Source organism: Streptomyces sp. NPDC056222 (assembly GCF_042264065.1).
GTDB lineage: Bacteria > Actinomycetota > Actinomycetes > Streptomycetales > Streptomycetaceae > Streptomyces.
The window spans coordinates 1-23,474 of sequence record NZ_JBHJTL010000034.1 but is presented as its reverse complement, the minus strand read 5'-3'; the positions used below and the strand labels follow the sequence as shown (position 1 = coordinate 23,474).

Here is a 23,474-nt window from a genome sequence, read left to right as displayed (position 1 = left end):
CGGCCGTATCGAACGAACCAGGGTTACTTCTTGAGCGCGGCCATCGCCTTGGCGGTGACCTCGTCCACCTTGCCGAGCGCCGTGATCGTCACGACCAGGTTCTGCGCCCGGTAGTAGTCGATGATCGGCTCGGTCTGCGTGTGGTAGACCTCCAGGCGCTTGCGGACGGTCTCCTCGGAGTCGTCCGGGCGCTGGTACAGCTCGCCGCCGCAGGCGTCGCAGACACCCTCGGTCTTCGGCGCGTTGTACTCGACGTGGAAGACGTGCGCGCTGTCGTTGCGGCAGATGCGGCGACCCGCGATCCGCTTCACGACCTCGTCCTCGGGGACCTCCAGGTCGAGGACAGCGTCCAGCTGCATGTCCTCGGCCTTGAGCACCGTGTCCAGAGCCTCGGCCTGGGCCACGTTCCGCGGGAACCCGTCCAGCAGGAAGCCGTTGACGGCGTCCGGCTGCTCCATCCGGTCCTTGGCCATTCCGATGGTCACCTCGTCCGGGACAAGGTCGCCGGCGTCCATGTACGCCTTGGCCTTGAGACCCAGCTCCGTGCCCTGCGAGATGTTGGCGCGGAACAGGTCACCCGTGGAGATGTGCGGAATGTCCAGGTTCTTGGCAAGGAACGCGGCCTGCGTACCCTTGCCCGCACCGGGCGGTCCGACGAGGACGATTCGCATCAGCGGAGGAACCCTTCGTAATTGCGCTGCTGGAGCTGGCTCTCGATCTGCTTCACGGTCTCCAGCCCCACACCCACGATGATGAGGATGCTCGTCCCGCCGAACGGGAAGTTGGCATTGGCGCCACCGAAGCCTGCCAACGCCATCGTCGGCACAAGAGCGATCAGACCCAGATACAGCGAGCCCGGCCAAGTGATCCGGTTGAGCACGTAGCTCAGATACTCGGCAGTAGGTCGACCAGCCCGGATACCCGGGATGAAGCCACCATACTTCTTCATGTTGTCGGCAACTTCCTCGGGGTTGAACGAGATCGCCACGTAGAAGAAGGCGAAGAACACGATCAGGAGGAAGTACGTCGCGATGTAGTAGGGGTGGTCACCCTTGACGAAGTGGGCTTCGATCCAGGTCTTCCACCCTGAAGACGAGTTCGAGAACTGCGCGATCAAGGCCGGGATGTAGAGCAGCGACGAGGCGAAGATGACAGGAATCACACCTGCCTGGTTCACCTTGAGCGGGATATAAGTGGACGTTCCGCCGTAGGACCTGCGGCCGATCATGCGCTTCGCGTACTGCACCGGGATACGACGCTGGGCCTGCTCGACGAAGACGACGAGCGCCACCATCACGAAGCCGACGAGGATGACGGTGCCGAACTCGATCCAGCCCTTGGCGAGCTTGCCGCTCTCCTTGATGGCCCACAGCGCGCCCGGGAAGCCGGCGGCGATCGAGATGAACATCAGGATCGACATGCCGTTGCCGATGCCGCGGTCGGTGATGAGCTCACCGAGCCACATGACGACGGCGGTACCGGCGGTCATCGTGATGACCATCGTGGCGATGGTGAAGACGGACGGGTCCGGGACGACCTGGTTGGCCACCGTGCAGCCGCTGAACAGCGCACCGCTCTTGGCGGTGGCGACGAGACCGGTGCCCTGCAGGATGGCGAGGGCGATCGTCAGATAGCGCGTGTACTGCGTGATCTTCGCGGTGCCCGACTGCCCCTCCTTCTTGAGGGCTTCCAGACGCGGGATCACGACGGTCAGCAGCTGCAGGATGATGCTCGCCGTGATGTACGGCATGATGCCGAGCGCGAAGATGGTGATCTGCAGCAGCGCCCCGCCACTGAACATGTTCACCAGGCCGAACAGGGTGTTGTTGCCCTGGCTCGCCTGGTCCACACACTGCTGTACGGCCTGGTAACTGACACCGGGCACGGGGATGTGTGCCCCGAGCCGGTACAGCACGATGATGCCGAGCGTGAAGAGCAGCTTCTTGCGCAGGTCGGGCGTCTTGAACGCCCGGGCGAACGCGGTGAGCACGGTGCCTCCTGCGACCCCCGCGCCATGCGCCAGAGGTGACGGTCTTGAGGTTCGACGAATAGGTACCAGTCAAAAACCGTGCGGGCATACCGCACGGAGCATAGACAGTGCACGCCACCTTACCGGCGGACATGCCCCCCTAGGAACGACCAACCGGGGATGCCCCTTTTGAGAGGCATCCCCGGTCGGATGTTCAGGCCATCGAGTCGTCTCAGACGAGCTCGGTGACGGTGCCGCCGGCGGCGGCGATCTTCTCCTTGGCGGAGCCGGAGACGGCGTCGACCGTCACCTGCAGCGCCACGGAGATCTCGCCGGCGCCGAGCACCTTGACGAGGCTGTTCTTGCGCACCGCGCCCTTGGCGACCAGGTCGGCCACCGTGACCTCTCCACCCTCGGGGTAGAGAGCGCCGAGCTTGTCCAGGTTCACGACCTGGTACTCGGTGCGGAACGGGTTCTTGAAGCCCTTGAGCTTCGGCAGACGCATGTGGAGGGGCATCTGCCCACCCTCGAAGCGCTGCGGAACCTGGTAACGGGCCTTCGTGCCCTTGGTACCACGACCGGCCGTCTTACCCTTCGACGCCTCACCACGACCCACACGGGTCTTGGCGGTCTTGGCGCCCGGGGCGGGACGGAGGTTGTGGACCTTCAGCGGGTTGTTCTCCGCCATGTCAGTCGACCTCCTCAACCGTCACGAGGTGGCGGACGGTGTGCACCATTCCGCGGAACTCGGGGCGGTCCTCCTTGACGACCACGTCGTTCAGGCGCTTGAGCCCGAGCGAACGCAGGGTGTCGCGGTGGTTCTGCTTGCTGCCGATGTACGACTTCGTCTGCGTGATCTTGAGGCGGGCCATTACGCACCCGCTCCCGCACGAGCACGGAGCAGAGCCGCGGGAGCGACGTCCTCGAGGGGCAGACCACGGCGAGCCGCGATCTCCTCGGGACGCTGCAGGCCCTTCAGGGCCTCCACGGTCGCGTGCACGATGTTGATCGCGTTGTCGGAGCCGAGCGACTTCGACAGGATGTCGTGAACGCCGGCGCACTCGAGCACGGCACGCACCGGGCCACCGGCGATAACGCCGGTACCGGGGGAAGCCGGCTTGAGCAGGACGACGCCCGCGGCCTTCTCGCCCTGGATCGGGTGAGGGATGGTGCCCTGGATGCGGGGAACCTTGAAGAAGTTCTTCTTGGCTTCCTCGACACCCTTGGCGATGGCCGCGGGAACTTCCTTGGCCTTGCCGTAACCGACACCTACGGTGCCGTCACCGTCGCCCACCACGACCAGCGCGGTGAAGCTGAAGCGACGACCACCCTTGACAACCTTGGCGACGCGGTTGATCGCGACAACGCGCTCAACGTACGCGGTCTTCTCGGCGGCAGCGCCGCCGTCACGGCCCTTCCGGTCCCGCCGCTCGCCGCCACCGGCACCGCTTCCGCGGCGCTGGGGTCCAGCCATTGGATTTACCTCTCTCTGTTACGTCCGTTAGTCCCGGAACCGGGGCTTAGAACTTCAGCCCGGCTTCGCGGGCGGCGTCAGCCAGAGCGGCAATGCGCCCGGCGTACCTGTTGCCACCACGGTCGAACACGACAGCCTCGACACCCGCGGCCTTGGCGCGCTCGGCGACAAGAGCGCCGACCTGCTTGGCCTGCGACGACTTGTCACCCTCGCCGCCACGGATCGACGCGTCCAGGTTCGACGCGGACGCAAGGGTGTGACCCTTGAGGTCGTCGATGACCTGAGCGGTGATACCGCGGTTGGAACGCGTCACGACGAGGCGCGGACGCTCCGCCGTACCCGACACGTTCTTGCGGATGCGGATGTGACGGCGGGCCTTGGCCGCACGCTTGTAAGCGTCGCCCTTGGCGATCTTCACACCGTATGCCATGGCTTACTTACCAGCCTTTCCGACCTTGCGGCGGATGACCTCGCCGGCGTACTTGACGCCCTTGGCCTTGTACGGGTCGGGCTTCCGCAGCTTGCGGATGTTCGCCGCGACCTCGCCGACCTTCTGCTTGTCGATGCCCTCGACCGAGAACTTGGTCGGCGACTCGACCTTGAAGGAGATGCCCTCGGGCGCCTCCACCAGGATCGGGTGGCTGTAGCCGAGCTGGAACTCCAGGTTGGAGCCCTTCGCGGCAACGCGGTAACCGACACCGCTGATCTCGAGCGCCTTCACGTAACCCTGGGTCACACCGGTGATCATGTTGGCCACCAGCGTGCGGGACAGGCCGTGGAGGGCCTTGTTCTGACGCTCGTCGTTCGGACGGGTGACGTTGAGAACGCCGTCCTCGCCCTTAACGATCTCGATCGGCGCGGCAACGGTGTGGGTCAGGGTGCCCTTGGAACCCTTGACCGTGACCGAGCGGCCCTCGATGGTGACGTCCACGCCGGCGGGAACCTGGATAGGCAGCTTGCCAATACGCGACATTAGCTATTCCTCCGTTCCCGACTACCAGACGTAGGCGAGGACTTCCCCACCTACGCCCTTCTTGCCTGCCTGCTGGCCGGTCAGGAGGCCGTGGGACGTGGAGATGATCGCCACGCCCAGGCCGCCGAGAACCTTCGGCAGGTTGGTGGACTTCGCGTAAACCCGGAGGCCCGGCTTCGAGATCCGCTTGATGCCCGCGATGGAGCGCTCACGGTTCGGACCGAACTTGAGCTCGAGGACGAGGTTCTTGCCGACCTCGGCGTCCTCGACCTTCCAGCCCGTGATGAAGCCCTCCTGCTGGAGGATTTCCGCGATGTGAGACTTGATCTTGCTGTGCGGCATCGACACGGAGTCGTGGTACGCCGAGTTCGCGTTACGCAGACGCGTGAGCATGTCTGCGATGGGATCAGTCATGGTCATGAATTGGCCTTCGGCCTCTCTCGCCGGGGTTTCCTGTATGCGCCATCCCTCTCCCCACACAGGGGCGGGACGGGTGCGGCGCGGGGACCTACGGCGTAGTAAGTCGTACGGGCGGCGGACGCCCAACCCTCCTAGCCTAAGCCATGGAGGGGTGGGCCTCCGCCAACCCTCTGCTTACCGAGAGACTCCGGTCATCCCAATGAAGGGATTACCAGGAGCTCTTGGTCACGCCCGGCAGCTCGCCACGGTGAGCCATCTCACGAAGGCACACGCGGCACAGGCCGAACTTGCGGTACACGGAGTGGGGACGACCACAGCGCTGGCAGCGCGTGTAGCCACGCACGCCGAACTTGGGCTTGCGGGCAGCCTTCGCGATGAGAGCCTTCTTCGCCATCTCGCTTACGCCTCCTTGAACGGGAAGCCGAGGTGACGGAGAAGGGCACGGCCCTCAGCGTCGTTGGTCGCCGTGGTCACCACGGTGATGTCCATACCCCGGACACGGTCGATCTTGTCCTGGTCGATCTCGTGGAACATGACCTGCTCCGTGAGACCGAAGGTGTAGTTGCCACGCCCGTCGAACTGCTTGGGGGACAGACCACGGAAGTCGCGGATGCGCGGAAGCGCGAGCGACAGGGTGCGGTCGAGGAACTCCCACATGCGGTCGCCACGGAGGGTGACGTGCGCACCGATCGGCTGGCCCTCACGCAGCTTGAACTGCGCGATGGACTTGCGAGCCTTGGTGACGGCCGGCTTCTGACCGGTGATCGTGGTGAGGTCGCGGATGGCGCCCTCGATCAGCTTGGAGTCGCGGGCGGCGTCGCCCACACCCATGTTGACCACGACCTTGACGAGACCGGGGATCTGCATGACGTTCTCGTAGGAGAACTCCTCACGCAGCTTGCCCGCGATCTCCTCGCGGTACTTCGTCTTGAGACGCGGAGTGGTGGTGGTGGTAGCCATCAGATGTCCTCACCCGTCCGCTTGGCAACGCGGATCTTGTTGCCCTCGTCGTCGAAGCGGTAACCGACGCGCGTGACGACCTTCTTGCCGTCCTTCTCAACGACCAGCTGGACGTTGGAGACGTGGACAGGCGCCTCGGTCGTGACGATGCCACCGGCCTGCGACGGGCCGGCCTTGGTGTGCTTCTTGACCCGGTTGACACCCTCGACGAGGACGCGGTTCTCGCGGGGGAAGGCCGTGATGACCTTGCCCTGCTTGCCCTTGTCCTTACCGGTGATGACCTGAACCAGGTCGCCCTTCTTGATCTTCATGCTTACAGCACCTCCGGCGCGAGCGAGATGATCTTCATGAACTTCTTCTCGCGCAGCTCACGGCCCACCGGGCCGAAGATACGGGTGCCACGAGGGTCGCCGTCGTTCTTGAGAATGACAGCGGCGTTCTCGTCGAAGCGGATGTACGAGCCGTCCTGGCGGCGGCGCTCCTTGACGGTGCGAACGATGACCGCCTTGACGACGTCACCCTTCTTCACGTTGCCACCGGGGATCGCGTCCTTGACGGTGGCGACGATGACGTCACCGATGCCCGCGTAGCGGCGACCGGAACCACCGAGAACACGGATGCAAAGGATCTCCTTGGCACCAGTGTTGTCGGCGACACGCAGTCGCGACTCCTGCTGGATCACGTCTATCTCCTGATTGTCTGCCGGTTCCCGGCGGGGGACCGCCTCTTACGAGGCGAGTCCCCCACCGAGCCTGGCGGAACTGACCTGAGGGAAACCCCTCAGGTGATTACTTGGCCTTCTCGAGGATCTCGATGACGCGCCAGTGCTTCGTCGACGACAGCTTCCGGGTCTCCATCAGGAGGACGCGGTCGCCGACGCCGGCAGCGTTCTGCTCGTCGTGAGCCTTGAGCTTGTTCGTACGGCGGATGACCTTGCCGTACAGCGCGTGCTTGACGCGGTCCTCGACGGCGACGACGACGGTCTTGTCCATCTTGTCGCTGACGACCAGGCCCTCGCGGACCTTGCGAGCGTTGCGCTCGGTCTTCTCAGTCACATTGCTCTCGCTCATCAGGCGTTCTCCACCGTCTCGATGCCCAGCTCGCGCTCACGCATCAGGGTGTAGATCCGGGCGATGTCCTTACGGACGGACTTGAGCCGACCGTGGTTCTCGAGCTGACCGGTCGCCGCCTGGAAGCGGAGGTTGAACAGCTCTTCCTTGGCCTCGCGGAGCTTGGCGACAAGCTCCTCGTTGCCCAGCTCGCGCAGCTCGGACGCCTTGGTACCGGCGGTCATCACAGCTCACCTGCTTCGCGCTTAACGATCTTGCACTTCATCGGCAGCTTGTGGGCCGCACGGGTCAGGGCCTCGCGCGCGATCTTCTCGTTCGGGTAGGACAGCTCGAACATCACCCGACCGGGCTTGACGTTCGCGATCCACCACTCCGGCGAACCCTTACCGGAACCCATGCGGGTCTCGGCAGGCTTCTTGGTCAGCGGGCGGTCCGGGTAGATGTTGATCCAGACCTTGCCGCCACGCTTGATGTGGCGGGTCATCGCGATACGAGCCGCCTCGATCTGGCGGTTGGTCACGTACGCCGGAGTGAGGGCCTGAATGCCGTACTCGCCGAACGCAACCTGCGTACCACCCTTGGACATACCGCTGCGCTTCGGGTGGTGCTGCTTGCGGTGCTTGACCCTACGGGGGATCAGCATTTCGGTCAGGCCTCCGTTCCGGTGCTCTCAGCAGCCGGAGCGGCGGCGGGAGCGTCGGCCTTGGGGGCCTCGGCAGCCTGAGCCTGCTGCGGCTTGCGACCGCGACCGCCACGCTCGCCACCGCGACCACCGCGGCCACCGGCCGGACGGTCACCGGCGCCACGGGCCGGGCGGTTACCCGCACGGGCCGCTGCGTTCTCGGCGCGGACCTCGGCGATGTTCTTGACATCGCCCTTGTAGATCCAGACCTTCACGCCGATGCGGCCGAAGGTCGTCTTGGCCTCGAAGAAGCCGTAGTCGACGTTCGCGCGGAGGGTGTGCAGGGGCACACGGCCCTCGCGGTAGAACTCCGAGCGGGACATCTCGGCGCCGCCGAGGCGACCGCCGCACTGGATCTTGATGCCCTTGGCGCCGGCCTTCATCGTGCCCTGCATGCTCTTACGCATGGCGCGACGGAAGGAGACGCGGGAGGAGAGCTGCTCGGCAACGGCCTGAGCAACCAGCTGAGCGTCCATCTCGGGGTTCTTGACCTCGAGGATGTTCAGCTGGACCTGCTTGCCCGTGAGCTTCTCGAGGTCGCCGCGGATGCGGTCGGCCTCGGCGCCACGGCGGCCGATGACGATGCCGGGACGCGCGGTGTGGATGTCCACCCGCACACGGTCACGGGTGCGCTCGATCTCAACCTTCGAGATGCCGGCGCGCTCCATGCCGGACGTCATCATCCGACGGATGGCGACGTCTTCCTTGACGTAGTCCTTGTACAGCTTGTCGGCGTACCAACGGGACTTGAAGTCCGTGGTGATGCCGAGCCGGAACCCATGCGGGTTAACCTTCTGGCCCATTACCGGGTTCCTTCCTTGCTGCTGACGACCACGGTGATGTGGCTGGTCCGCTTACGGATCCGGTAGGCACGGCCCTGAGCACGCGGACGGAACCGCTTCAGGGTCGGGCCCTCATCCACGAACGCCTCGCTGATGTACAGCGAAGAGGCGTCACTGTGGTCGTAGTTGTGCGCGGCGTTGGCGATGGCGCTGTCCAGCACCTTGCCGACCGGCACGCTCGCGGCCTGCGGGGCGAAACGCAGGACCGCCTGAGCCTCCGTGGCATCCATGCCACGGATAAGGTCCACCACACGGCGGGCCTTCATGGGCGTAACGCGGATGTACCGCGCCTGGGCCCTGGCTTCCATGGTTGTCCTTCCAGTGTCTGTCATGGTCATTCCACCCCGCTACTAGCGGCGCTTCGACTTCCGGTCGTCCTTCACGTGACCCCGGAAGGTGCGCGTCGGCGAGAACTCGCCGAGCTTGTGGCCGACCATCGACTCGGTGACAAACACCGGAATGTGGGTCTTGCCGTTGTGCACCGCGATCGTGTGGCCGAGCATGGCCGGGATGATCATCGAGCGACGGGACCAGGTCTTGATGACGTTCTTGGTACCGGCTTCGTTCTGAGCGTCCACCTTCTTCACGAGGTGGCCGTCAACGAAGGGTCCCTTCTTGAGACTGCGCGGCATCTAAACCCGCTCCTAGCGCTTCTTGTTCGTCTTGCGGCGGCGGACGATGTACTTGCTCGAAGCCTTCTTCGGCGAGCGAGTACGACCCTCCTTCTGACCCCACGGGGAGACCGGGTGGCGACCACCGGAGGTCTTGCCCTCACCACCACCGTGCGGGTGGTCCACCGGGTTCATCGCCACACCGCGAACGGTCGGGCGAACACCCAGCCAGCGCTTACGGCCGGCCTTGCCCCAGTTGATGTTCGACTGCTCGGCGTTGCCGACCTCGCCGATGGTGGCGCGGCAGCGGGCGTCGACGAGACGGATCTCACCGGACGGCATACGAAGGTGGGCCATCGTGCCCTCCTTCGCCAGCAGCTGCACGGAGGCACCCGCGGAACGGGCGAACTTGGCGCCACCGCCGGGACGGATCTCGATCGCGTGGATCGTGGTACCGACCGGGATGTTACGGAGGGCCAGGTTGTTGCCGGGCTTGATGTCGGCCGCGGGGCCGTTCTCAACCCGGTCGCCCTGCGCGAGACCACGCGGGGCGATGATGTAGCGCTTCTCGCCGTCCGCGTAGTGGAGCAGCGCGATGCGCGCGGTGCGGTTGGGGTCGTACTCGATGTGAGCGACCTTCGCCGGCACGCCGTCCTTGTCGTGACGACGGAAGTCGATCACGCGGTAGGCGCGCTTGTGGCCGCCACCCTGGTGTCGAACCGTGATCCGACCGGTGTTGTTACGGCCGCCCTTGCTGTGCAGGGGGCGGACCAGCGACTTCTCCGGCGTGGACCGCGTGATCTCGACGAAGTCGGCTACGGAGGAGCCACGGCGGCCCGGCGTAGTCGGCTTGTACTTGCGGATTCCCATTTCTCAGTCCTCGTCCGATTCCGGACGACTCGACCGCCGTCAGGCGGTCGGGCCGCCGAAGATGTCGATACGGTTGCCCTCGGCAAGGGTCACGATGGCGCGCTTGGTGTTGGCGCGCTTGCCGAAACCGGTGCGGGTGCGCTTGCGCTTGCCCTGACGGTTGATCGTGTTGACCCCGGTGACCTTGACCGAGAAGACCGCCTCGACGGCCTGCTTGATCTGGGTCTTGTTGGCGCCGGGCGCAACGATGAACGTGTACTTGTTCTCGTCGAGCAGCGCGTAGCTCTTCTCGGAAACAACCGGCTTGACGAGGATGTCACGCGGGTCCGTGAAGGTCTTGCTGGTGATCGTGGCCTCGGACATCAGGCCTCGCTCCCTTCGTTGTCAGCGGCCTTGGGGCCAGACACGAAGGACTCGAGGGCGGCCTGGGTGAAGACCACGTCGTCGGATCGCATCACGTCGTACGTGTTCAGCTGGCCCGGCTCCAGGATGTGCACCTGGGGCAGGTTGCGGGCGGACAGCCACGCGGCCTCGTCGGCGCGCTCGACGACCAGGAGCAGGTTCTTGCGCTCCGAGATCTTGCCGAACAGCGTCTTGGCGGCCTTGGTGGAGATGCCACCCTCGACCACGCCGGAGACGACGTGGATGCGGGAGTGGTTCGCCCGGTCGGAGAGGGCACCGCGGAGGGCGGCGGCCTTCATCTTCTTCGGGGTCCGCTGCGAGTAGTCACGCGGCACGGGACCGTGCACGACGCCACCACCGGCGAACTGCGGGGCGCGGGTCGAACCCTGACGGGCGCGGCCGGTGCCCTTCTGGCGGTACGGCTTCTTGCCACCACCGCGGACCTCGCCACGCGTCTTGACCTTGTGCGTGCCCTGACGGGCGGCGGCCAGCTGCGCGACGACGACCTGGTGGATCAGCGGGATGCTGATCTTGGCCTCGAAGATCTCGGCCGGGAGCTCGACGGTCCCGGTCTTGTCGCCGGAGGGCGACAGAATGTCAATGGTGCTCATATCCTCAGGCCCCCTTGGCCGCGGTGCGGACCAGGACGAGGCCGCCGTTCGGACCAGGAACCGCACCCTTGATCAGGAGCAGGCCCTTCTCCGCGTCAACGGCGTGAACGGTCAGGTTCTGGGTGGTCACGCGCTCGTTGCCCATACGGCCGGCCATGCGCATGCCCTTGAAGACACGGCCCGGGGTGGCGCAGCCACCGATCGAACCGGGCTTGCGGTGCACGCGGTGGGCACCGTGGGAGGCCTTGCCACCACGGAAGTTGTGGCGCTTCATGACACCGGCGAAGCCCTTGCCCTTGCTCTTACCGGTGACGTCGACCTTCACACCGGCCTCGAAGAGCTCGGCGGTGATCTCCTGGCCGAGCGTGTACTCGGAGGCGTCAGCGGTGCGGAGCTCCACAAGGTGACGGCGCGGGGTGACGTCGGCCTTGGCGAAGTGACCCTTGAGGGGCTTGTTCACCTTGCGCGGGTCGATCTCGCCGAAGGCGATCTGGACCGACTCGTAGCCGTCGATGTCGTTCGTACGCACCTGGGTCACGACATTGGGGCCGGCCTTGACGACGGTCACCGGGACGACCCGGTTGTTCTCGTCCCAGACCTGCGTCATGCCGAGCTTCTCGCCCAGGATGCCCTTGATGTTCTTAGCCATCTCGCGCGTCACCTCAGAGCTTGATCTCGATGTCGACGCCCGCCGGGAGGTCGAGGCGCATGAGCGAGTCAACCGTCTTCGGCGTGGGGTCGAGGATGTCGATGAGGCGCTTGTGCGTGCGCATCTCGAAGTGCTCGCGCGAGTCCTTGTACTTGTGCGGCGACTTGATGACGCAGTACACGTTCTTCTCAGTGGGCAGCGGCACCGGGCCCGCGACCGACGCACCAGTGCGCGTCACCGTCTCGACGATCTTCTTCGCCGAGGAGTCGATGACCTCGTGGTCGTAGGCCTTGAGCCGGATGCGGATCTTCTGTCCCGCCATGGCTACTCAGTAGTCCTTTGTCTTGGTTAACGCTCTGGACTCGGGGGCTCTCGTGACTCTGTCTCCGACCCACGCGGTCGGGCGTGTCGCACTCCCTCTACGCAGAAATCCCTAAGGATCTCCCAACCAAGGGGGTGCGGTCCCAGAACCGCGAGTCGGGGGCAGAACACCCACCGAGTGCCTGGCCGGCACCCCGCTGACGCTTCCCGGAAGATTCCCGTACGTCCGCTCCTGAGAAGGAGCGACGAGTACTGTGGGACTCGCTTCCGGTCCCCCCGACGGGAGGCGCGCAGCATCGGCACTCAACCGAGCAACCCCGACAGTCTGCCATACGGGGCGCTGCGGTGGCCAATCGGGCCGAAGAGAGTACCCCTGGCGTGACGGAGATCAAACCCGGGGTGCGACACGCCCCTCGTCCGCCGCCGGACGACGCGGGCCCGGACCTTCCCGGCCGTTCCGCCGACATACACACGGTCCACACACCGTCTTCGCATCGGCCCGCCCGGCATGCCCGGGCATGTACGGATTGCCGTCGCGCGACTGGGAACCGTCTCTGCCCCTGTGCCATGGTGGCGCGGTGATCGATCACGGGGAAAGCTCGGACACGCCGTCGCGGCAGTTCCGGCTCGCAGACTACGCAGACATGCCCGTCGAGCCTCAGGGCCAACCGACACGGGCCACCGACTCCACACCGGACCCGGCGCATGTGGGGTGGTCTCCCCCATCGGGGTCTCCCCCAGAGCCGTCTCCGGCGCCGTGGTCTCCCCCGCAGCCGTCTCCGCCCGGCGCGCGCGCCGCCGCCCCGTCACCCTCGTTCCCCGGTGATGGCCAGGGCGAGCCGGGTGCGACGCAGGACGCCGTCGCGGAGGCCCGGCGCGAGTTCGATGCGGTACTGGAGCTCTTCCGGGCGACGGCAGTGCTCGTGCCGCGTCGGGACGGGGGCTGGCTGACCGTGGACTTCGGCGGCGTGCGATGGATCCTCGCGTTCTCCGACGAGTCGGCGCTGGCCCGGTACGCCCTCGCCCGGGGCGAGGGCGGCATGGAGTGGGACTACGAGACGGTGCTCGGGGCCCGGCTGCTGGACGTGGCCGTGCCGAGCGCGGAGGTGCCGTGCGGGGTGGCCGTGGACGCAGCGGACGGCGCCGAGCACGCCGTGCTGTTTCCGCCGGTGGCCGGGGTCGTACCGGACGCGGTGGCGGTGGACGGAAACGTAACGGGACACACCGGGTGGGGGGCTGCGCGATGAGCGGGGGCGAGGGCAACAAGGACCTGGCCACGAGCGGACTGGGCGAGATCGCGGACGGCCTGACGCTGGCGCTGAACGAGCTCAAGGAGCTCGGCATGGACAGCATGGCGGGCGCCGGCCGCGGCTTCGGCGACATCGCGCTGTCCGGCCTGATGCTGGGCCACGAAGGGCTGACGGGGACGTTCACGTCGTTCTGCGAGCGCTGGGAATGGGGCGTGCGCGCCCTGATCAACGAGGGCAACAAGTTCGCCGTGGCGACGGGCCTGTCGGCCGGTACGTACCACGAGACCGAGCAGTATCTGGAGGGCACGTTCAAGATCGTGACCAACGCTGCCATCGGTAATCCGTACGCGTCCGAGGACGAGGTCACGAAGAAGGGCTGGGGCGACATCGCCACGTCCGGGGTCTTCGGCGGCGTGGACTACAGCCAGGAATCCTGGGATCGGGCGAGGGAGAACTCGGCCCAGGGCTGGAAGGACGCCGGGCGCGATGTGATGACCTCCAACACGGTCGGTCTGCCCGGCCTGAACCCGCAGCAGATGCACTCCTCCGTCGGCATCTCCGACGCCCAGTACGAGCAGATGCTCGACGACACGTTCGGGCCCTCGGCGGAGGAGCGGGCCGCCGCCGCCCAACAGCAGCAGCAACAACAGCAGGGCGTGCCGCCTCAGCAGCAGCGTGGCGGTGAGGGCTGATGGGCGGCCTGCTCGGCGACATCGGCGACGGCATCAGTGGCATCGGCAAAGGCATCGAACGCGGCATCAACGAAGGCCTCGGCGCCATCGAGGACGGCATCGACTCCGGCAAGAAGGCGCTGGGCGAGACCGTCGACTGGGCGACCGACGAGGCCGGCGAGCGCCTCGACTCCTACGGCATGCACAAGGCCGCCGACTGGGTCACGGACTGGGGAGACGGTGTCGCGTCGGACCTCGGCGCGACACCCGGCGAGAAGCAGCTCGGCCAGACCGAGGAGGCGAACGAACTCGTCCACGGCAACCCCGCCAAGATCCTCGAGAGCGCGGGGCACCTGAAGGACTTCCGGGGCGCTTTCGAAAAGGTCGGCCAGGGCATGAGGAAGGTCGACTCCTCGCGCTGGAAGGGCATGGGCGGCGACTCCTTCCGTGAGAAGTTCGGCGTCCACCCCACCAAATGGCTGCACGCGGCCGACGCGTGCGAGGAGGCCGCCGCAGCGCTGGAGGCCTACGCGGACACCGTGAAGTGGGCGCAGGGCGAGGCGCACGAAGCCATCGACCTGTACCGGAAGGGCATGCAGGCAGCCGAGAAGGCCAAGGCGGCAGCCGAGGAGGCCAAGGCGGCAGCAGCCGCGGAGGAGGCCGGGGCCACCGAGAAGAGTGCCGGGGCCGCCGAGGCCAAGACCGCCGCGAAGACGCTCCTCGAGGGGGCCAGGTCCCGGCTCGCCCATGCCCGCGAGCAGCGGAACACCGCCGCGAGCGCCGCCCGGGCCAGGGTCGAAAAGGCCTTGGCCCACGCCCCGGCCGAACCACCGCCGCTCGAGCGTCTGGGCGACAACATCGCCGACGGATACCAGGCCTACAACCAGGAGCTGACCCACGTGGTGGGCGGCGCCCTCAAGGGGACGGCGGGACTGGTCAACTTCGTACGGGGTCTCGTCCCGTTCGATCCGTACAACCTGACGCACCCGGCCGAGTACTCGCAGAACGTCTCGATGACGCTCTCCGGCCTGGTCTCCACGGCCGCCCACCCCGAGCGCGCGGTGTCGGCCGCCGTCGAGAGCTTCAAGAAGGACCCGTCCGAGTTCCTCGGCCGTCTCATCCCCGAACTGATCGGCACGAAGGGCACGGGCCTCGCCAGGGGCGGCCTGCGGTTCGCGGCCAAGGAGGGGCTGGAGACGGGGGCGTCGGGGAGCGTGAGGTACGCGGACAACCTCGGCGGTACGCCGACGTCGCCGCCGACGGGGCTGGCCGACAACGCGATGCCGCACACGCCGCCGGCCGGAGTGGCCGACAACGCGGTCTCCCAGCTGCCCCCTGGCTGGACGATCGACCCCCCGACCGCCTGGCCGTCGCCGGCCGGGATGGCCGACGACGCGGCGGGGGTCGCCCAGAAATGGGACGACCTGGCCCAGCCCACGCACCATGTGGACGAGGGTGCCGTTCACGCGGACTCGGTGGATCCCAAGACGGCTCAGGACTTCCTGGACGACCAGTATCCGGAGCTCAAGGAGGTCAATGACGGGCCCGGCGGGCAGCCCGACAATGGGTTCACGTACGAGCCGCACGCTTCGGCGGACGAGTTCGACGGCCTCGGCGTCGATCAGAAGCACCAGGTCGCCTCCGCGGAAGTGGCCGACGGCGCTGTGTCCTTCCCCGACCCCAATGACGCGATCGCCTACGGCCGGGACCACTGGAACGACTATGCGAGCGGTCTTCCCGATCCGACCAAGAAGTCGCTCTTCGACTACTCGGCCGAACACTGGGGAGACCCGGATCCCAATTACGCCACCTACAAGGAGATGAACGGATACCTCAGGGGCAATGCCGACCTGGGCACGCCGGACGTCCTCCGTAACATCGACGAGGTCGACAAGGGGCTCGCCGGCCGGCCTCTTGCGGAGGACGTCATGGTGGTACGCGGGCAAGGGGTGGGCCACTACGGTGTCGACAACCCTGCACAGCTGGTGGGGAGGACGGAGACCGACCCGGCCTACATGTCCACCTCCCTCGGTGATCATCCCGTGGCGGCCTTCGCGGACAAGCAGGGCATCCTCCACCTGCGAGTCCCCGAAGGGACCAATGCCCTGTGGCTGGAGAAGGTCAGCCATTTCGGCATGGGGGAGCGGGAGCTTCTGCTCGGGCGGGGCACGAGCTACCGCGTGACACGGGCCTTCGAGGACGAGAACGGCCAGTGGCAGATCTACGGGGAAATCCTGCCCAGGAATTGAGAAGGAACCGCGCATGAACGGCAATAAGGAACCGCTCCGCTTCGTCAAGCGGACCACCCCGCCACACACCCTGGACGAAGGCCCCCTGATCTCCACGGGACCTCCGCAGTACGTGTCCCGCACCAGCAGGCCCGTCGAGTACGTCACCGTGGCGAGTTCCAGCGGGACGGTGATCGGCTACCTGTGGGTCAACGACGAGGACGCGGCGGCCTCCTGGATCAGTCTCAGGAGTGCCGCCAACGAGGGCAGCGAGTGGATCGAGCGGCTGCGTGATGCCAAGGCCCGTGGCCTCGCGCCCTCGGAAGCGCTCGCCGAGATGACCCGGAACGCGTCCACCCACAGCCACGTCGTACCGGGCTCGGCTGCTCAGGCCCCGAACTCCGACGTGGTCAGAGACCTTGCCGGGTGGCCCCCCAGGGAGCGTCCGTGGCGCGCGACGAGGGGGGTGCTGTTCGGCCTCGCGCTCGGAGATGCCATGGGCTACCCCACCGAGTTCCTGACCATGGAGCAGATCACCGCCACGTTCGGCCCCTGGCACAGGATGGAGATGCCCCTCTCCCCCGGCGACATCGTGCGGGTGACCGACGACACCCAGATGGCACTGGCCGTCGGGGAAGCCCTGGCGGACGTCACGACGAGTCCCAAGGGGACGGGAGGGCCCTGGGGGGCGGCGCAGTCCGTCACCCCCGCCCAGGTCGAGGCGGCCCTGCGCAAGCACCTCGTGGCCTGGCTTCGCTCCCCGGACAACAACCGCGCCCCCGGCCAGACCTGTCTGAACGCCTGCGCGGCACTGGAGCGTGGCCTCCCTTGGCAGGACGCCACGGTCATCAGTTCCAAGGGCTGCGGCGCGAACATGCGTGTGGCTCCCGTCGCCCTCGTACCCGGCCTGTCGGCCGAGCAGCGCTCAGGTATCGCGCAACTCCAGGCGGCCATGACGCACGGCCACCCCACGGCGCTCGCCGCCAGCGACCTGACGGCGCACGCCGTCTGGCTCCTCCTCCAGGGCTGCGCCCTGGACGATCTCCTCCCCCGGCTGCGCTCGTACGCGCAGGAGTCGCGGCACACATATCGAGGGGACTGGCTCGGAAACCTCGCGCACAAGGCAGGAGCTCCGGACCCCGCGTCGTACATCGCGTTCGGTTGGGACGAATGCCTGCGCGCCCTCGACAAGGTGTCCGACGCACTCCGCGCCCCGGACATGGACCGGGACCCCTCGGAGGCGGTCGGGCCCGGCTGGGTCGCCGAGGAGGCCCTCGCCACGGCCCTGTACTGCTTCCTCCTCGTCCGGGGCGACGCCCGCGGATCGATCATGCGAGGAGCGCACTCCTCCGGGGACTCCGACTCCATCGCAGCCCTCGCCGGCGCTTTCGCCGGGGCGAAGCACGGACCCAAGTACTGGGTGCACGAGTGGGTCACGGTGCTGGAGTACCGGGATCGCATCCAAGCCCTGAGCTCCCAGTGGGATGTCTGAGCCTGAGGTGAAAGGCATGGAGACCGAGGAACTCCGGGCTTCGGCGGGGACGCCGAACCCCACCCGGCAGGCGACCGCCTGGCTCGCCGCGGTCTACGGCGGGCTCGTCGAGCTCGCCGTACCGCAGCCGGTGTACGAGACGGACACGGCCTGGCTGCTGTCATGCCAGGCCCTCCCGCAGCCCGGCTATCCGCGCTCGCCGATGCTCGCGGCCTCGCTCGTCGTGCCCAAGGACGGCAGCTCCCCGTTCCACCCCTCCTCCAGCGCGCCGCTGGCGGACCTGGAACGGGGGGCCGCACGCGAGACCGCGGCTCGCGTCCGGAACCAGGCGCGCCGTATCAACGCGCGTGGTTGCGTCGCCGCGCTGCACTCCACGCTGGGCGGGCACCGGTCGGTCGCCCTGCCCTGGCGCCCGGCCCATGAGGCCCCCGCCTGGTGGGACCGGCTGAACCGCCGGTACTTCCCGGGTTTCACGCCCGTGTCGGTGGCCGACTGGAACGACGTGATCAGGGCCCTTCAGGGACCGGGGCCGGATACGCGCGGGCTCGTGTGGGTACGCCGCGAGGTCGGCGGCCAGGAAGCGACCGGGAACCTGATCTACGCCCACAACAACAACGGCCAGGTCGTCCTCCTGGACGGCATCACGGCAGCCCTGGCCGAGCTGGACACCGCACACGTACGCGAGCTGATCCTCCTCCGGGCAGAGGCACTGCCGATCTCCGCCCCGTGAAGGACGGGCCCGGCCGCCCGTTCGGCACAGGCCCCCGAGCTGCGAGTCCTGCGACCGCGGCTTCATCCCGGCTCGGACGTACGCCGCTCCGGCGCCATCCAGGACGCCACGCCCAGGAGCAGGACCAGCACGCAAGGGACGCCCAGGACCGCAGCCGGGCGCACCCCTTCGTGCAGCAGCAAGGCGCCCAGCACGCCGCCCGCGAACATCGCCCCGATCGAGGCGAACCGGCGGCCCTCATGGCGGGCGCCCGAGCCGATGCGGGGGTCCGCGACGTGCGGCAGCCCGCCGAGGAACGCCGTCAGGGCGCGGGTCGACAGCGTCGTGGGCACGTCCGGGACCCGCACCCGCAGGGTCGTGATGTTGCGTACCCCCATGGCGGCGGCGACCAGCGCGGTCACGGCGAAGTGGTGACCGGCCACGGGCCCGCCCGGTCCGTCGACTCCGCCACGCCACGCGACCAGCGCCGCCAGACCCAGCAGCACCCCCTCGCCGAACAGCGCGGGAGCGAACCAGCGGTGCCCGCGGGTGTCCACGGTCGACTCCAGCAGTGAACCGAGCAGCGCGCCGGCCACGAAGCCCGCGCAGGAGACTCCGGCGGCTGCCGGGGAGAGACCGGCGGCGCCGGTTACCGCGAACGAGAGCAGGAGCAGATTGCCGGTCTGCATCGCGGTGAAGACCGGCCCCAGGGCGAGAAAACCGACGGCCTCGATCATGCCGGTCGTCAGCGTGAGCACGATCATGATCGAGGTGAGCGCGCCCCCTGCCCTGGGCTTCATACCCGGACCCTAGGGCGGGAACGATCACCCCGCCCGTCGGCTCAGCTCCTGCCCGGACCCCCTCAGGTGCGGGTGACCACCCCGGTGCAGTCCTTCTCCGCCCGGTCCAGATCCTTGCTGCGGTCGTACGGGTCGACCTCCGGCCCGGTGCGGGGCGGCTTGGCGGCCAGATCCTCGCTGAACTCGGGATGCAGGAACCCGGTCCCGTCCCTCGTGCAGTCGTCGTTGCCGGCGAACTCGTCCATGCGGAGGACGTGGAGCTTGCCGGGGGTCGCCAGGATCCTGGACGGGTCGTACAGGGCGAAGGTCATCTGGCGGCGGACGACGGTCCGCGCCACCTCGTCGAAGCCGGGGCGGGTCTTCACCAGCGGGTAGACGAAGGTGTAGTCCGCGTGGATCAGGACCTCGCCCTGACGCTCCCCCGCGACGAACGTCGTCCGCCCGCGGGTCTTGACCACGTCGCCGACGACCCGCACCTCCGCCGGGTCGAAGCGGCTGAACAGCCACAACGGGTTGTGCTTCTCGTCCGGTCGGGTGAGCGCGCGGTCGACGATCCCGCGGACGTCGTTCTGCCGGGGCTCGAGCAGTTCGATCGCCGCGGTCGGCCGCTGCCCGCGCAGCGTCGCCGGATCCAGGTTCGCGGCGACCAGGAACCTCCTGGCCGTGTCGAGCCCCTGCGCCACCTGTGCCTTCGACAGGCCGCCGACCGCCTTCGCCGGCGGCAGTTCGATCCCGGCGGCCCCGTCGGCCCAGCGGAGGGCCGGGGATCCCCTGAAGGGCTCCTTGCGCGTCGGGCGGTCCGGGAGGGCCCCCTCGGGCGGCGCCTCGGTCGGACGTGCCGTCTCGGCCGCGAGCGGGGTGTCGTCCTCGGTACGACTCGTCCAGCTCGTGGGCAGGCCGGAGGTCACGCTGTCCGGCAGCCGGTCGGTCACCAGCTGCGGCCGTACGGCCACCAGCGCCAGCCCGGCCACCAGGGCGATCCCGACGACGGCCTTGACCTGGCGCTTCCTCTCCGACCGGCCGGGTCCGGAGCGCGGGCGCACCGGCCTCCGACGCTTGGGTATCCGGGCCTTCCCAAGGCCCTTCCCGAGGCCTTTCCCGAGGCTCTTGCCGGAAGGCGTGACGCCGACTCCGTCGCGCTGCGCGGCCTCGACGAACGAGGCCCATTCCTCGTCGGAGACCGACGGCTTCTCACTCATGTTCCCCACCCGTGTGTCGCATGTTGCGCCGAGGACGCCCTCACGCGGCCCCGGCCGCCGGAAGGACGGACCAGCGGTACTGATCATCTCGCGATCGCCCACAGACACCCGGAGTTGCCCGGTACGGCCGACTGAGACGTCGTGCTCTGGGCAGACGCTGCGTGTGCACACCAGTGACGAGATCTACCACCGGGTGCTGTGGGATCCCCGCTTCGATCCGGAGCGCTTCGTGATGGGGATCGCCGAGCGCGGGGCCGGGCCGGCGCGGGTGGCGTTGCCCGACTTCGTACCGGGCGGTGAGATCCCCTGGCATCGGGTGATCTTCTTCGAGGCCGACGGCGAGCTGGTCTGGGACCGGGCGACGGGCCTGGACCGGCTCGACGAGACCGTGGCGGTGGAGGCCGAGCCCGTGCCGCCCGAGGAGGTCCTGGCCGTGCCCGCCACGAACCGGACGGCGGTGGCCTGGATCCCACCGCGGCGGCTGTGGCCCGCGATCCAGCACATCCGCCGCGTGCACGACCGCCAGATCCACCGCTGGCCCCCGCACGTCAACGTCCTCTTCGGCTTCGTACCGGAATCCGACTTCGAACGGGCCGCGCCCCTGGTGGCCGCGGCGGCGCGGGGAACGCACCCGTTCCGTGCCCAGCTGGAGGGCGTCCACTGGTTCGGTCACCGCGAGGACGCCACGGTCTGGCTCGACCCCTGCGCGGCCGGCGAGCAGCCGTGGGCCCACCTCCGGGAGGCCCTGGAACTCCGCTTCCCCCGGTGCGGCGGGCAGGCCAGGGGTTTCACCCCGCACCTCTCCCTCGGCCGCAGCCACGACCCGCACACCCTCGCCACCACCTCCGAGGCGCTGCTCGGCTCCATGACGGCCCGGGTGACCGAGCTGGTGCTGCTGTCGCGCCGCGAGGACGGCCCGATGCGGGTACGGGCGACGGTGGCGCTCGGGACCGGCGAGGTGCGCCGCCCCGAGGACGCCGACGCCGCCTAGGCATCCCCGGGAGCCGATACGCACGTTCGGCACACGAATACGCGTTCGTGCGCAACCCTCCGTACCGCCAAGCCGTCTAGCTAGGCGCGGATCTCGGCCCCGACCTGGCCGTCCGCCGTTTCAGGGGACGTTCAGGGACCGGCACGGACCGGTCGGCGGCACGGGGGAAGCAGCAGTGGACCACATATCCAGGCCCGCTTCGGGTGGCCTGCCCCGGCGGCGCGGTGTTCTCGCGGCCGCCGTGGCCCTCGGTACGGCAACCCTCGCGGGCTCGCTCGCCGGGTGCTCCGTACCCGCTCCACGCCGTACCGGGCCCACTGCCGACCCGGCTCCGGGGATGCCGATCGCCAGCACGCGGCGGGCGCAACTCATGCAGTTCGCCGCCCACCCGGACGACGACCTGTACTTCATGAATCCGGACACCCAGCGGATGCTGGACGCCGGCGTCCCGCTCGTCTCCGTCTACGTCACCGCGGGCGAGCACACGGGCCGCAATCGCATCGACGGAATGCCCGACACTCCCCCGGACAGGGCCGCCTACTCCTCCGCCCGCCACCAGGGCCTGCGCCAGGCGTACGCGACGCTCCTCGGGCTCGACAAGTTCACGCCCTGGCAGCGCGCCGTCACCACTCTCCGCGGCGGGCGGCGGGCCGAGATCGACACGCTCGTGCACGGCGGCCGACGGGTCGAGCTGATCTTCCTCAATCTGCCGATGCACACCTCGCGGCGCTACATGGCCGTGCCCGCGCTGTGGCACGACCGCGCCCTCGAACTGCGTACGCATCTCTCCGCCGGCTCCCCCGTCGACCGGTCGGACACCTACGACCACGACCAGCTGATCGACGTCCTCGTGGGACTCCTCGACCGCTACCGGCCGACCGTCGTCCAGACCCTCGACCCGGACCCCGACATCCAGATCGGCGACGAGGCGACCCGCAAGCGCGACAGCGAGCAGCCCGGCTACTCCGACCACGGCGATCACACGGCCGTGGCCTGCTTCTCCTGGGCGGCGCTGATCCGCTGGGTGGCCGAGGCGCAGCAGGGCCCGGGGGCGATACCGGCGTTCGTCGCGACCGCGTTCCGCGGCTACTACAACCGTCACTGGCCGAAGAACCTCCCGCCCCAGGTCCTCGCGGAGAAGGCCGCGCATCTCGTCCCGTACGGCGGCGATCCGTCCTGGCAGTGCGGCAATCCGTCGGGCTGCGGGGACTACGGCGTGGGCGGGGACCGTCCCCTGACCAACCGGAAGGGCTGGGTACGGGCCACCCACCACCGCTGGCCGGGCTCTGGTCCGGCCGTCGTGGCGCGGCCCGGCGAGCGGCTCGACGTCTACGGGGTGCTGGGGCTGCGTGCCGTCCGCTGGCGGGAGACGGAGAAGGGGGCCGGTCTGTGGGGCGAGCCGGAGGACCTCGGCGGCGGGCCGCTCGCGCCCGCGCTGGGGTCGGCCACGCTCCCCGACGGCCGGGTACTGCTCTTCGGGGTGCGGTTCGCCGCGTTCGACGGCCACGGCGGGGCCAACAGGCGGGAGGTCGTCCTGCTGGAGCAGCGCTCCCCCGGCGGCCCGTTCCTCGCATGGCGGGGGCTCGGCAATCCGGAGCGGGGCGACGACCGGGGGCGCCGGATCGGCGTGCCGGTGGCCGTGACCGCCCCCGACGGCCGGGTCCATCTCTTCGTACGCGACGCGGACAAGGGGGTGTCCACGCGCGTACGGGCCACCGACGGGAGCTGGTCGTCGTGGAGACGCCTGCCCGGCACCGAGAACGGCGCCGACGAGGTCCAGGACGGTCTGGACGCCGTGGTCGACACCGCCGGGCGCGTCCATCTCCTGGCGGCGGGCCGGCAGTCCGTCCGGCACTGGATCGACGGCGCTCCTGCCGCTCCGCGCCCCGGCGCGGGCGACCCGGTCGCCGCCGTCCCGGCCTCCGGTGCCGGCGCGCTGGAGGTGTACTACCGCAGGCCGGCGGCGAAGGAGCTGCTGTCGGGACGCGGGAACGCGTCCTTCGACGGGTACGGCCCGGTGGCGGCCGCGGCGGACGGCGGTGGAGCCGTACTGCTCGGCAGGGACCTGCGGGGCCGGATCCAGCTGCGGCGGGGCAGCAGGCTCTGGACCCGTACGCAGGGAACGACTCCCGTCCAGGCGGCGGCGCTGCGGCTCGTCCCCGACGGCCCGCTGGCCGTGGGTCTCGGCGCCGACGCCCACCCGTGGCTCTGGCGCCCGACCGAACCGACCGGCGCCTCGGAGTAGGGAGAACGGAACGGAAACGACGAGGGCCCCCGGTC

31 protein-coding genes and 1 pseudogene are annotated in these 23,474 nt (G+C 68.6%); 7 read left to right on the top strand and 25 right to left on the bottom strand.

Translation table 11 applies throughout. The annotated features are described in order from the left end of the window. Nucleotides 1-23: 23 nt before the first annotated feature. From ACFC0D_RS18070 to rpsJ, 23 genes are all read right to left on the bottom strand, one after another. A complete protein-coding gene (locus ACFC0D_RS18070; protein ID WP_376436466.1) occupies nt 24-671 on the bottom strand; it encodes an adenylate kinase in 648 nt (215 codons plus the stop codon). Further along, nucleotides 671-1,990: a preprotein translocase subunit SecY gene (gene secY, locus ACFC0D_RS18065; RefSeq protein ID WP_376436464.1), complete on the bottom strand. Its 1,320-nt coding sequence runs from the start codon at nt 1,988-1,990 to the stop codon at nt 671-673. The genes ACFC0D_RS18070 and secY overlap by 1 nt, the downstream gene beginning before the upstream one ends. A gap of 211 nt (nt 1,991-2,201) precedes the next feature. Beyond that, nucleotides 2,202-2,657: a 50S ribosomal protein L15 gene (gene rplO, locus ACFC0D_RS18060; protein ID WP_376436462.1), complete on the bottom strand. Its 456-nt coding sequence runs from the start codon at nt 2,655-2,657 to the stop codon at nt 2,202-2,204. 1 nt (nt 2,658) lies between these two features. Beyond that, on the bottom strand, nt 2,659-2,841 hold the full coding sequence (gene rpmD, locus ACFC0D_RS18055; protein WP_005313525.1) for a 50S ribosomal protein L30: 183 nt from the start codon (nt 2,839-2,841) through the stop codon (nt 2,659-2,661). Then, nucleotides 2,841-3,443, bottom strand: coding sequence for a 30S ribosomal protein S5 (gene rpsE, locus ACFC0D_RS18050; protein ID WP_015035588.1), 603 nt, complete (start codon nt 3,441-3,443; stop codon nt 2,841-2,843). Before rpsE ends, rpmD begins: the two co-directional genes overlap by 1 nt. Nucleotides 3,444-3,489: 46 nt before the next feature. Further along, nucleotides 3,490-3,873 carry a 50S ribosomal protein L18 gene (gene rplR / locus ACFC0D_RS18045; RefSeq protein WP_352188391.1) on the bottom strand — a complete coding sequence of 128 codons (384 nt, stop codon included), beginning with the start codon at nt 3,871-3,873 and terminating at the stop codon, nt 3,490-3,492. 3 nt (nt 3,874-3,876) lie between these two features. Next, entirely contained in the window at nt 3,877-4,416 is a 540-nt protein-coding gene (gene rplF, locus ACFC0D_RS18040; protein WP_361667570.1) for a 50S ribosomal protein L6, read from the bottom strand. A gap of 21 nt (nt 4,417-4,437) precedes the next feature. Beyond that, a complete protein-coding gene (rpsH, locus tag ACFC0D_RS18035; RefSeq protein WP_158989430.1) occupies nt 4,438-4,836 on the bottom strand; it encodes a 30S ribosomal protein S8 in 399 nt (132 codons plus the stop codon). Between the two features lie 208 nt (nt 4,837-5,044). After that, entirely contained in the window at nt 5,045-5,230 is a 186-nt protein-coding gene (locus ACFC0D_RS18030; protein ID WP_003948630.1) for a type Z 30S ribosomal protein S14, read from the bottom strand. Nucleotides 5,231-5,235: 5 nt separating this feature from the next. Beyond that, nucleotides 5,236-5,796, bottom strand: coding sequence for a 50S ribosomal protein L5 (gene rplE / locus ACFC0D_RS18025; protein WP_376436458.1), 561 nt, complete (start codon nt 5,794-5,796; stop codon nt 5,236-5,238). Further along, entirely contained in the window at nt 5,796-6,107 is a 312-nt protein-coding gene (rplX, locus tag ACFC0D_RS18020) for a 50S ribosomal protein L24 (RefSeq protein WP_015035583.1), read from the bottom strand. Before rplX ends, rplE begins: the two co-directional genes overlap by 1 nt. A gap of 2 nt (nt 6,108-6,109) precedes the next feature. Next, nucleotides 6,110-6,478, bottom strand: a complete 369-nt coding sequence (gene rplN, locus ACFC0D_RS18015; protein WP_003956455.1) for a 50S ribosomal protein L14 — start codon at nt 6,476-6,478, stop codon at nt 6,110-6,112. A gap of 106 nt (nt 6,479-6,584) precedes the next feature. Beyond that, nucleotides 6,585-6,866, bottom strand: coding sequence for a 30S ribosomal protein S17 (gene rpsQ, locus ACFC0D_RS18010; protein ID WP_260229394.1), 282 nt, complete (start codon nt 6,864-6,866; stop codon nt 6,585-6,587). Next, nucleotides 6,866-7,090, bottom strand: a complete 225-nt coding sequence (rpmC, locus tag ACFC0D_RS18005; protein WP_361445390.1) for a 50S ribosomal protein L29 — start codon at nt 7,088-7,090, stop codon at nt 6,866-6,868. Before rpmC ends, rpsQ begins: the two co-directional genes overlap by 1 nt. Beyond that, a complete protein-coding gene (gene rplP, locus ACFC0D_RS18000; RefSeq protein WP_015035580.1) occupies nt 7,090-7,509 on the bottom strand; it encodes a 50S ribosomal protein L16 in 420 nt (139 codons plus the stop codon). Before rplP ends, rpmC begins: the two co-directional genes overlap by 1 nt. Nucleotides 7,510-7,514: 5 nt before the next feature. Beyond that, nucleotides 7,515-8,351: a 30S ribosomal protein S3 gene (gene rpsC, locus ACFC0D_RS17995; RefSeq protein WP_260229395.1), complete on the bottom strand. Its 837-nt coding sequence runs from the start codon at nt 8,349-8,351 to the stop codon at nt 7,515-7,517. After that, nucleotides 8,351-8,698, bottom strand: coding sequence for a 50S ribosomal protein L22 (gene rplV / locus ACFC0D_RS17990; RefSeq protein WP_041662774.1), 348 nt, complete (start codon nt 8,696-8,698; stop codon nt 8,351-8,353). Before rplV ends, rpsC begins: the two co-directional genes overlap by 1 nt. Before the next feature lie 42 nt (nt 8,699-8,740). Then, complete coding sequence (gene rpsS, locus ACFC0D_RS17985) at nt 8,741-9,022, bottom strand: 30S ribosomal protein S19 (RefSeq protein ID WP_015035577.1); 282 nt, start codon at nt 9,020-9,022, stop codon at nt 8,741-8,743. Nucleotides 9,023-9,034: 12 nt separating this feature from the next. Beyond that, on the bottom strand, nt 9,035-9,871 hold the full coding sequence (gene rplB, locus ACFC0D_RS17980) for a 50S ribosomal protein L2 (RefSeq protein WP_355105123.1): 837 nt from the start codon (nt 9,869-9,871) through the stop codon (nt 9,035-9,037). A 39-nt stretch (nt 9,872-9,910) separates the two neighbouring features. Then, on the bottom strand, nt 9,911-10,234 hold the full coding sequence (gene rplW / locus ACFC0D_RS17975; protein WP_352188385.1) for a 50S ribosomal protein L23: 324 nt from the start codon (nt 10,232-10,234) through the stop codon (nt 9,911-9,913). After that, nucleotides 10,234-10,884 carry a 50S ribosomal protein L4 gene (rplD, locus tag ACFC0D_RS17970; protein ID WP_376436451.1) on the bottom strand — a complete coding sequence of 217 codons (651 nt, stop codon included), beginning with the start codon at nt 10,882-10,884 and terminating at the stop codon, nt 10,234-10,236. Before rplD ends, rplW begins: the two co-directional genes overlap by 1 nt. 4 nt (nt 10,885-10,888) lie before the next feature. Further along, nucleotides 10,889-11,533: a 50S ribosomal protein L3 gene (rplC, locus tag ACFC0D_RS17965; protein ID WP_260229398.1), complete on the bottom strand. Its 645-nt coding sequence runs from the start codon at nt 11,531-11,533 to the stop codon at nt 10,889-10,891. 13 nt (nt 11,534-11,546) lie between these two features. After that, nucleotides 11,547-11,855, bottom strand: a complete 309-nt coding sequence (gene rpsJ, locus ACFC0D_RS17960; RefSeq protein ID WP_003948644.1) for a 30S ribosomal protein S10 — start codon at nt 11,853-11,855, stop codon at nt 11,547-11,549. 916 nt (nt 11,856-12,771) lie between these two features. Between rpsJ and ACFC0D_RS17955 the strand changes: the two genes are divergently transcribed. The 5 genes from ACFC0D_RS17955 (at nt 12,772) to ACFC0D_RS17935 (ending at nt 18,225) form a co-directional block, all read left to right on the top strand. After that, nucleotides 12,772-13,101 carry a hypothetical protein gene (locus tag ACFC0D_RS17955; protein WP_376436447.1) on the top strand — a complete coding sequence of 110 codons (330 nt, stop codon included), beginning with the start codon at nt 12,772-12,774 and terminating at the stop codon, nt 13,099-13,101. Next, nucleotides 13,098-13,796 (top strand): hypothetical protein, encoded by a 699-nt coding sequence (locus ACFC0D_RS17950; RefSeq protein ID WP_376436444.1) that lies wholly within the window; start codon nt 13,098-13,100, stop codon nt 13,794-13,796. Before ACFC0D_RS17955 ends, ACFC0D_RS17950 begins: the two co-directional genes overlap by 4 nt. Further along, nucleotides 13,796-16,024 carry a putative T7SS-secreted protein gene (locus tag ACFC0D_RS17945; RefSeq protein ID WP_376436441.1) on the top strand — a complete coding sequence of 743 codons (2,229 nt, stop codon included), beginning with the start codon at nt 13,796-13,798 and terminating at the stop codon, nt 16,022-16,024. Before ACFC0D_RS17950 ends, ACFC0D_RS17945 begins: the two co-directional genes overlap by 1 nt. A 385-nt stretch (nt 16,025-16,409) precedes the next feature. Continuing rightward, nucleotides 16,410-17,495 carry an ADP-ribosylglycohydrolase family protein gene (locus ACFC0D_RS17940; protein WP_376436583.1) on the top strand — a complete coding sequence of 362 codons (1,086 nt, stop codon included), beginning with the start codon at nt 16,410-16,412 and terminating at the stop codon, nt 17,493-17,495. Between the two features lie 16 nt (nt 17,496-17,511). Beyond that, a complete protein-coding gene (locus tag ACFC0D_RS17935) occupies nt 17,512-18,225 on the top strand; it encodes a toxin glutamine deamidase domain-containing protein (RefSeq protein ID WP_376436438.1) in 714 nt (237 codons plus the stop codon). Nucleotides 18,226-18,287: 62 nt separating this feature from the next. On the opposite strand, the gene ACFC0D_RS17930 is transcribed toward ACFC0D_RS17935, so the two are convergent. After that, nucleotides 18,288-19,004, bottom strand: a complete 717-nt coding sequence (locus ACFC0D_RS17930; protein WP_376436434.1) for a YoaK family protein — start codon at nt 19,002-19,004, stop codon at nt 18,288-18,290. 62 nt (nt 19,005-19,066) lie between these two features. Continuing rightward, nucleotides 19,067-20,203 (bottom strand): hypothetical protein, encoded by a 1,137-nt coding sequence (locus ACFC0D_RS17925; RefSeq protein WP_376436431.1) that lies wholly within the window; start codon nt 20,201-20,203, stop codon nt 19,067-19,069. 163 nt (nt 20,204-20,366) lie between these two features. Between ACFC0D_RS17925 and ACFC0D_RS17920 the strand changes: the two are divergent. Both ACFC0D_RS17920 and ACFC0D_RS17915 read left to right on the top strand, forming a co-directional pair. Then, nucleotides 20,367-21,182: pseudogene (locus ACFC0D_RS17920) on the top strand (RNA repair domain-containing protein); the annotation flags it as partial. Nucleotides 21,183-21,531: 349 nt separating this feature from the next. Continuing rightward, the gene (locus tag ACFC0D_RS17915) at nt 21,532-23,439 is read left to right on the top strand and encodes a PIG-L family deacetylase (RefSeq protein ID WP_376436580.1); all 1,908 of its coding nucleotides are present in this window, start codon (nt 21,532-21,534) and stop codon (nt 23,437-23,439) included. The last annotated feature ends 35 nt before the right edge of the window (nt 23,440-23,474 follow it).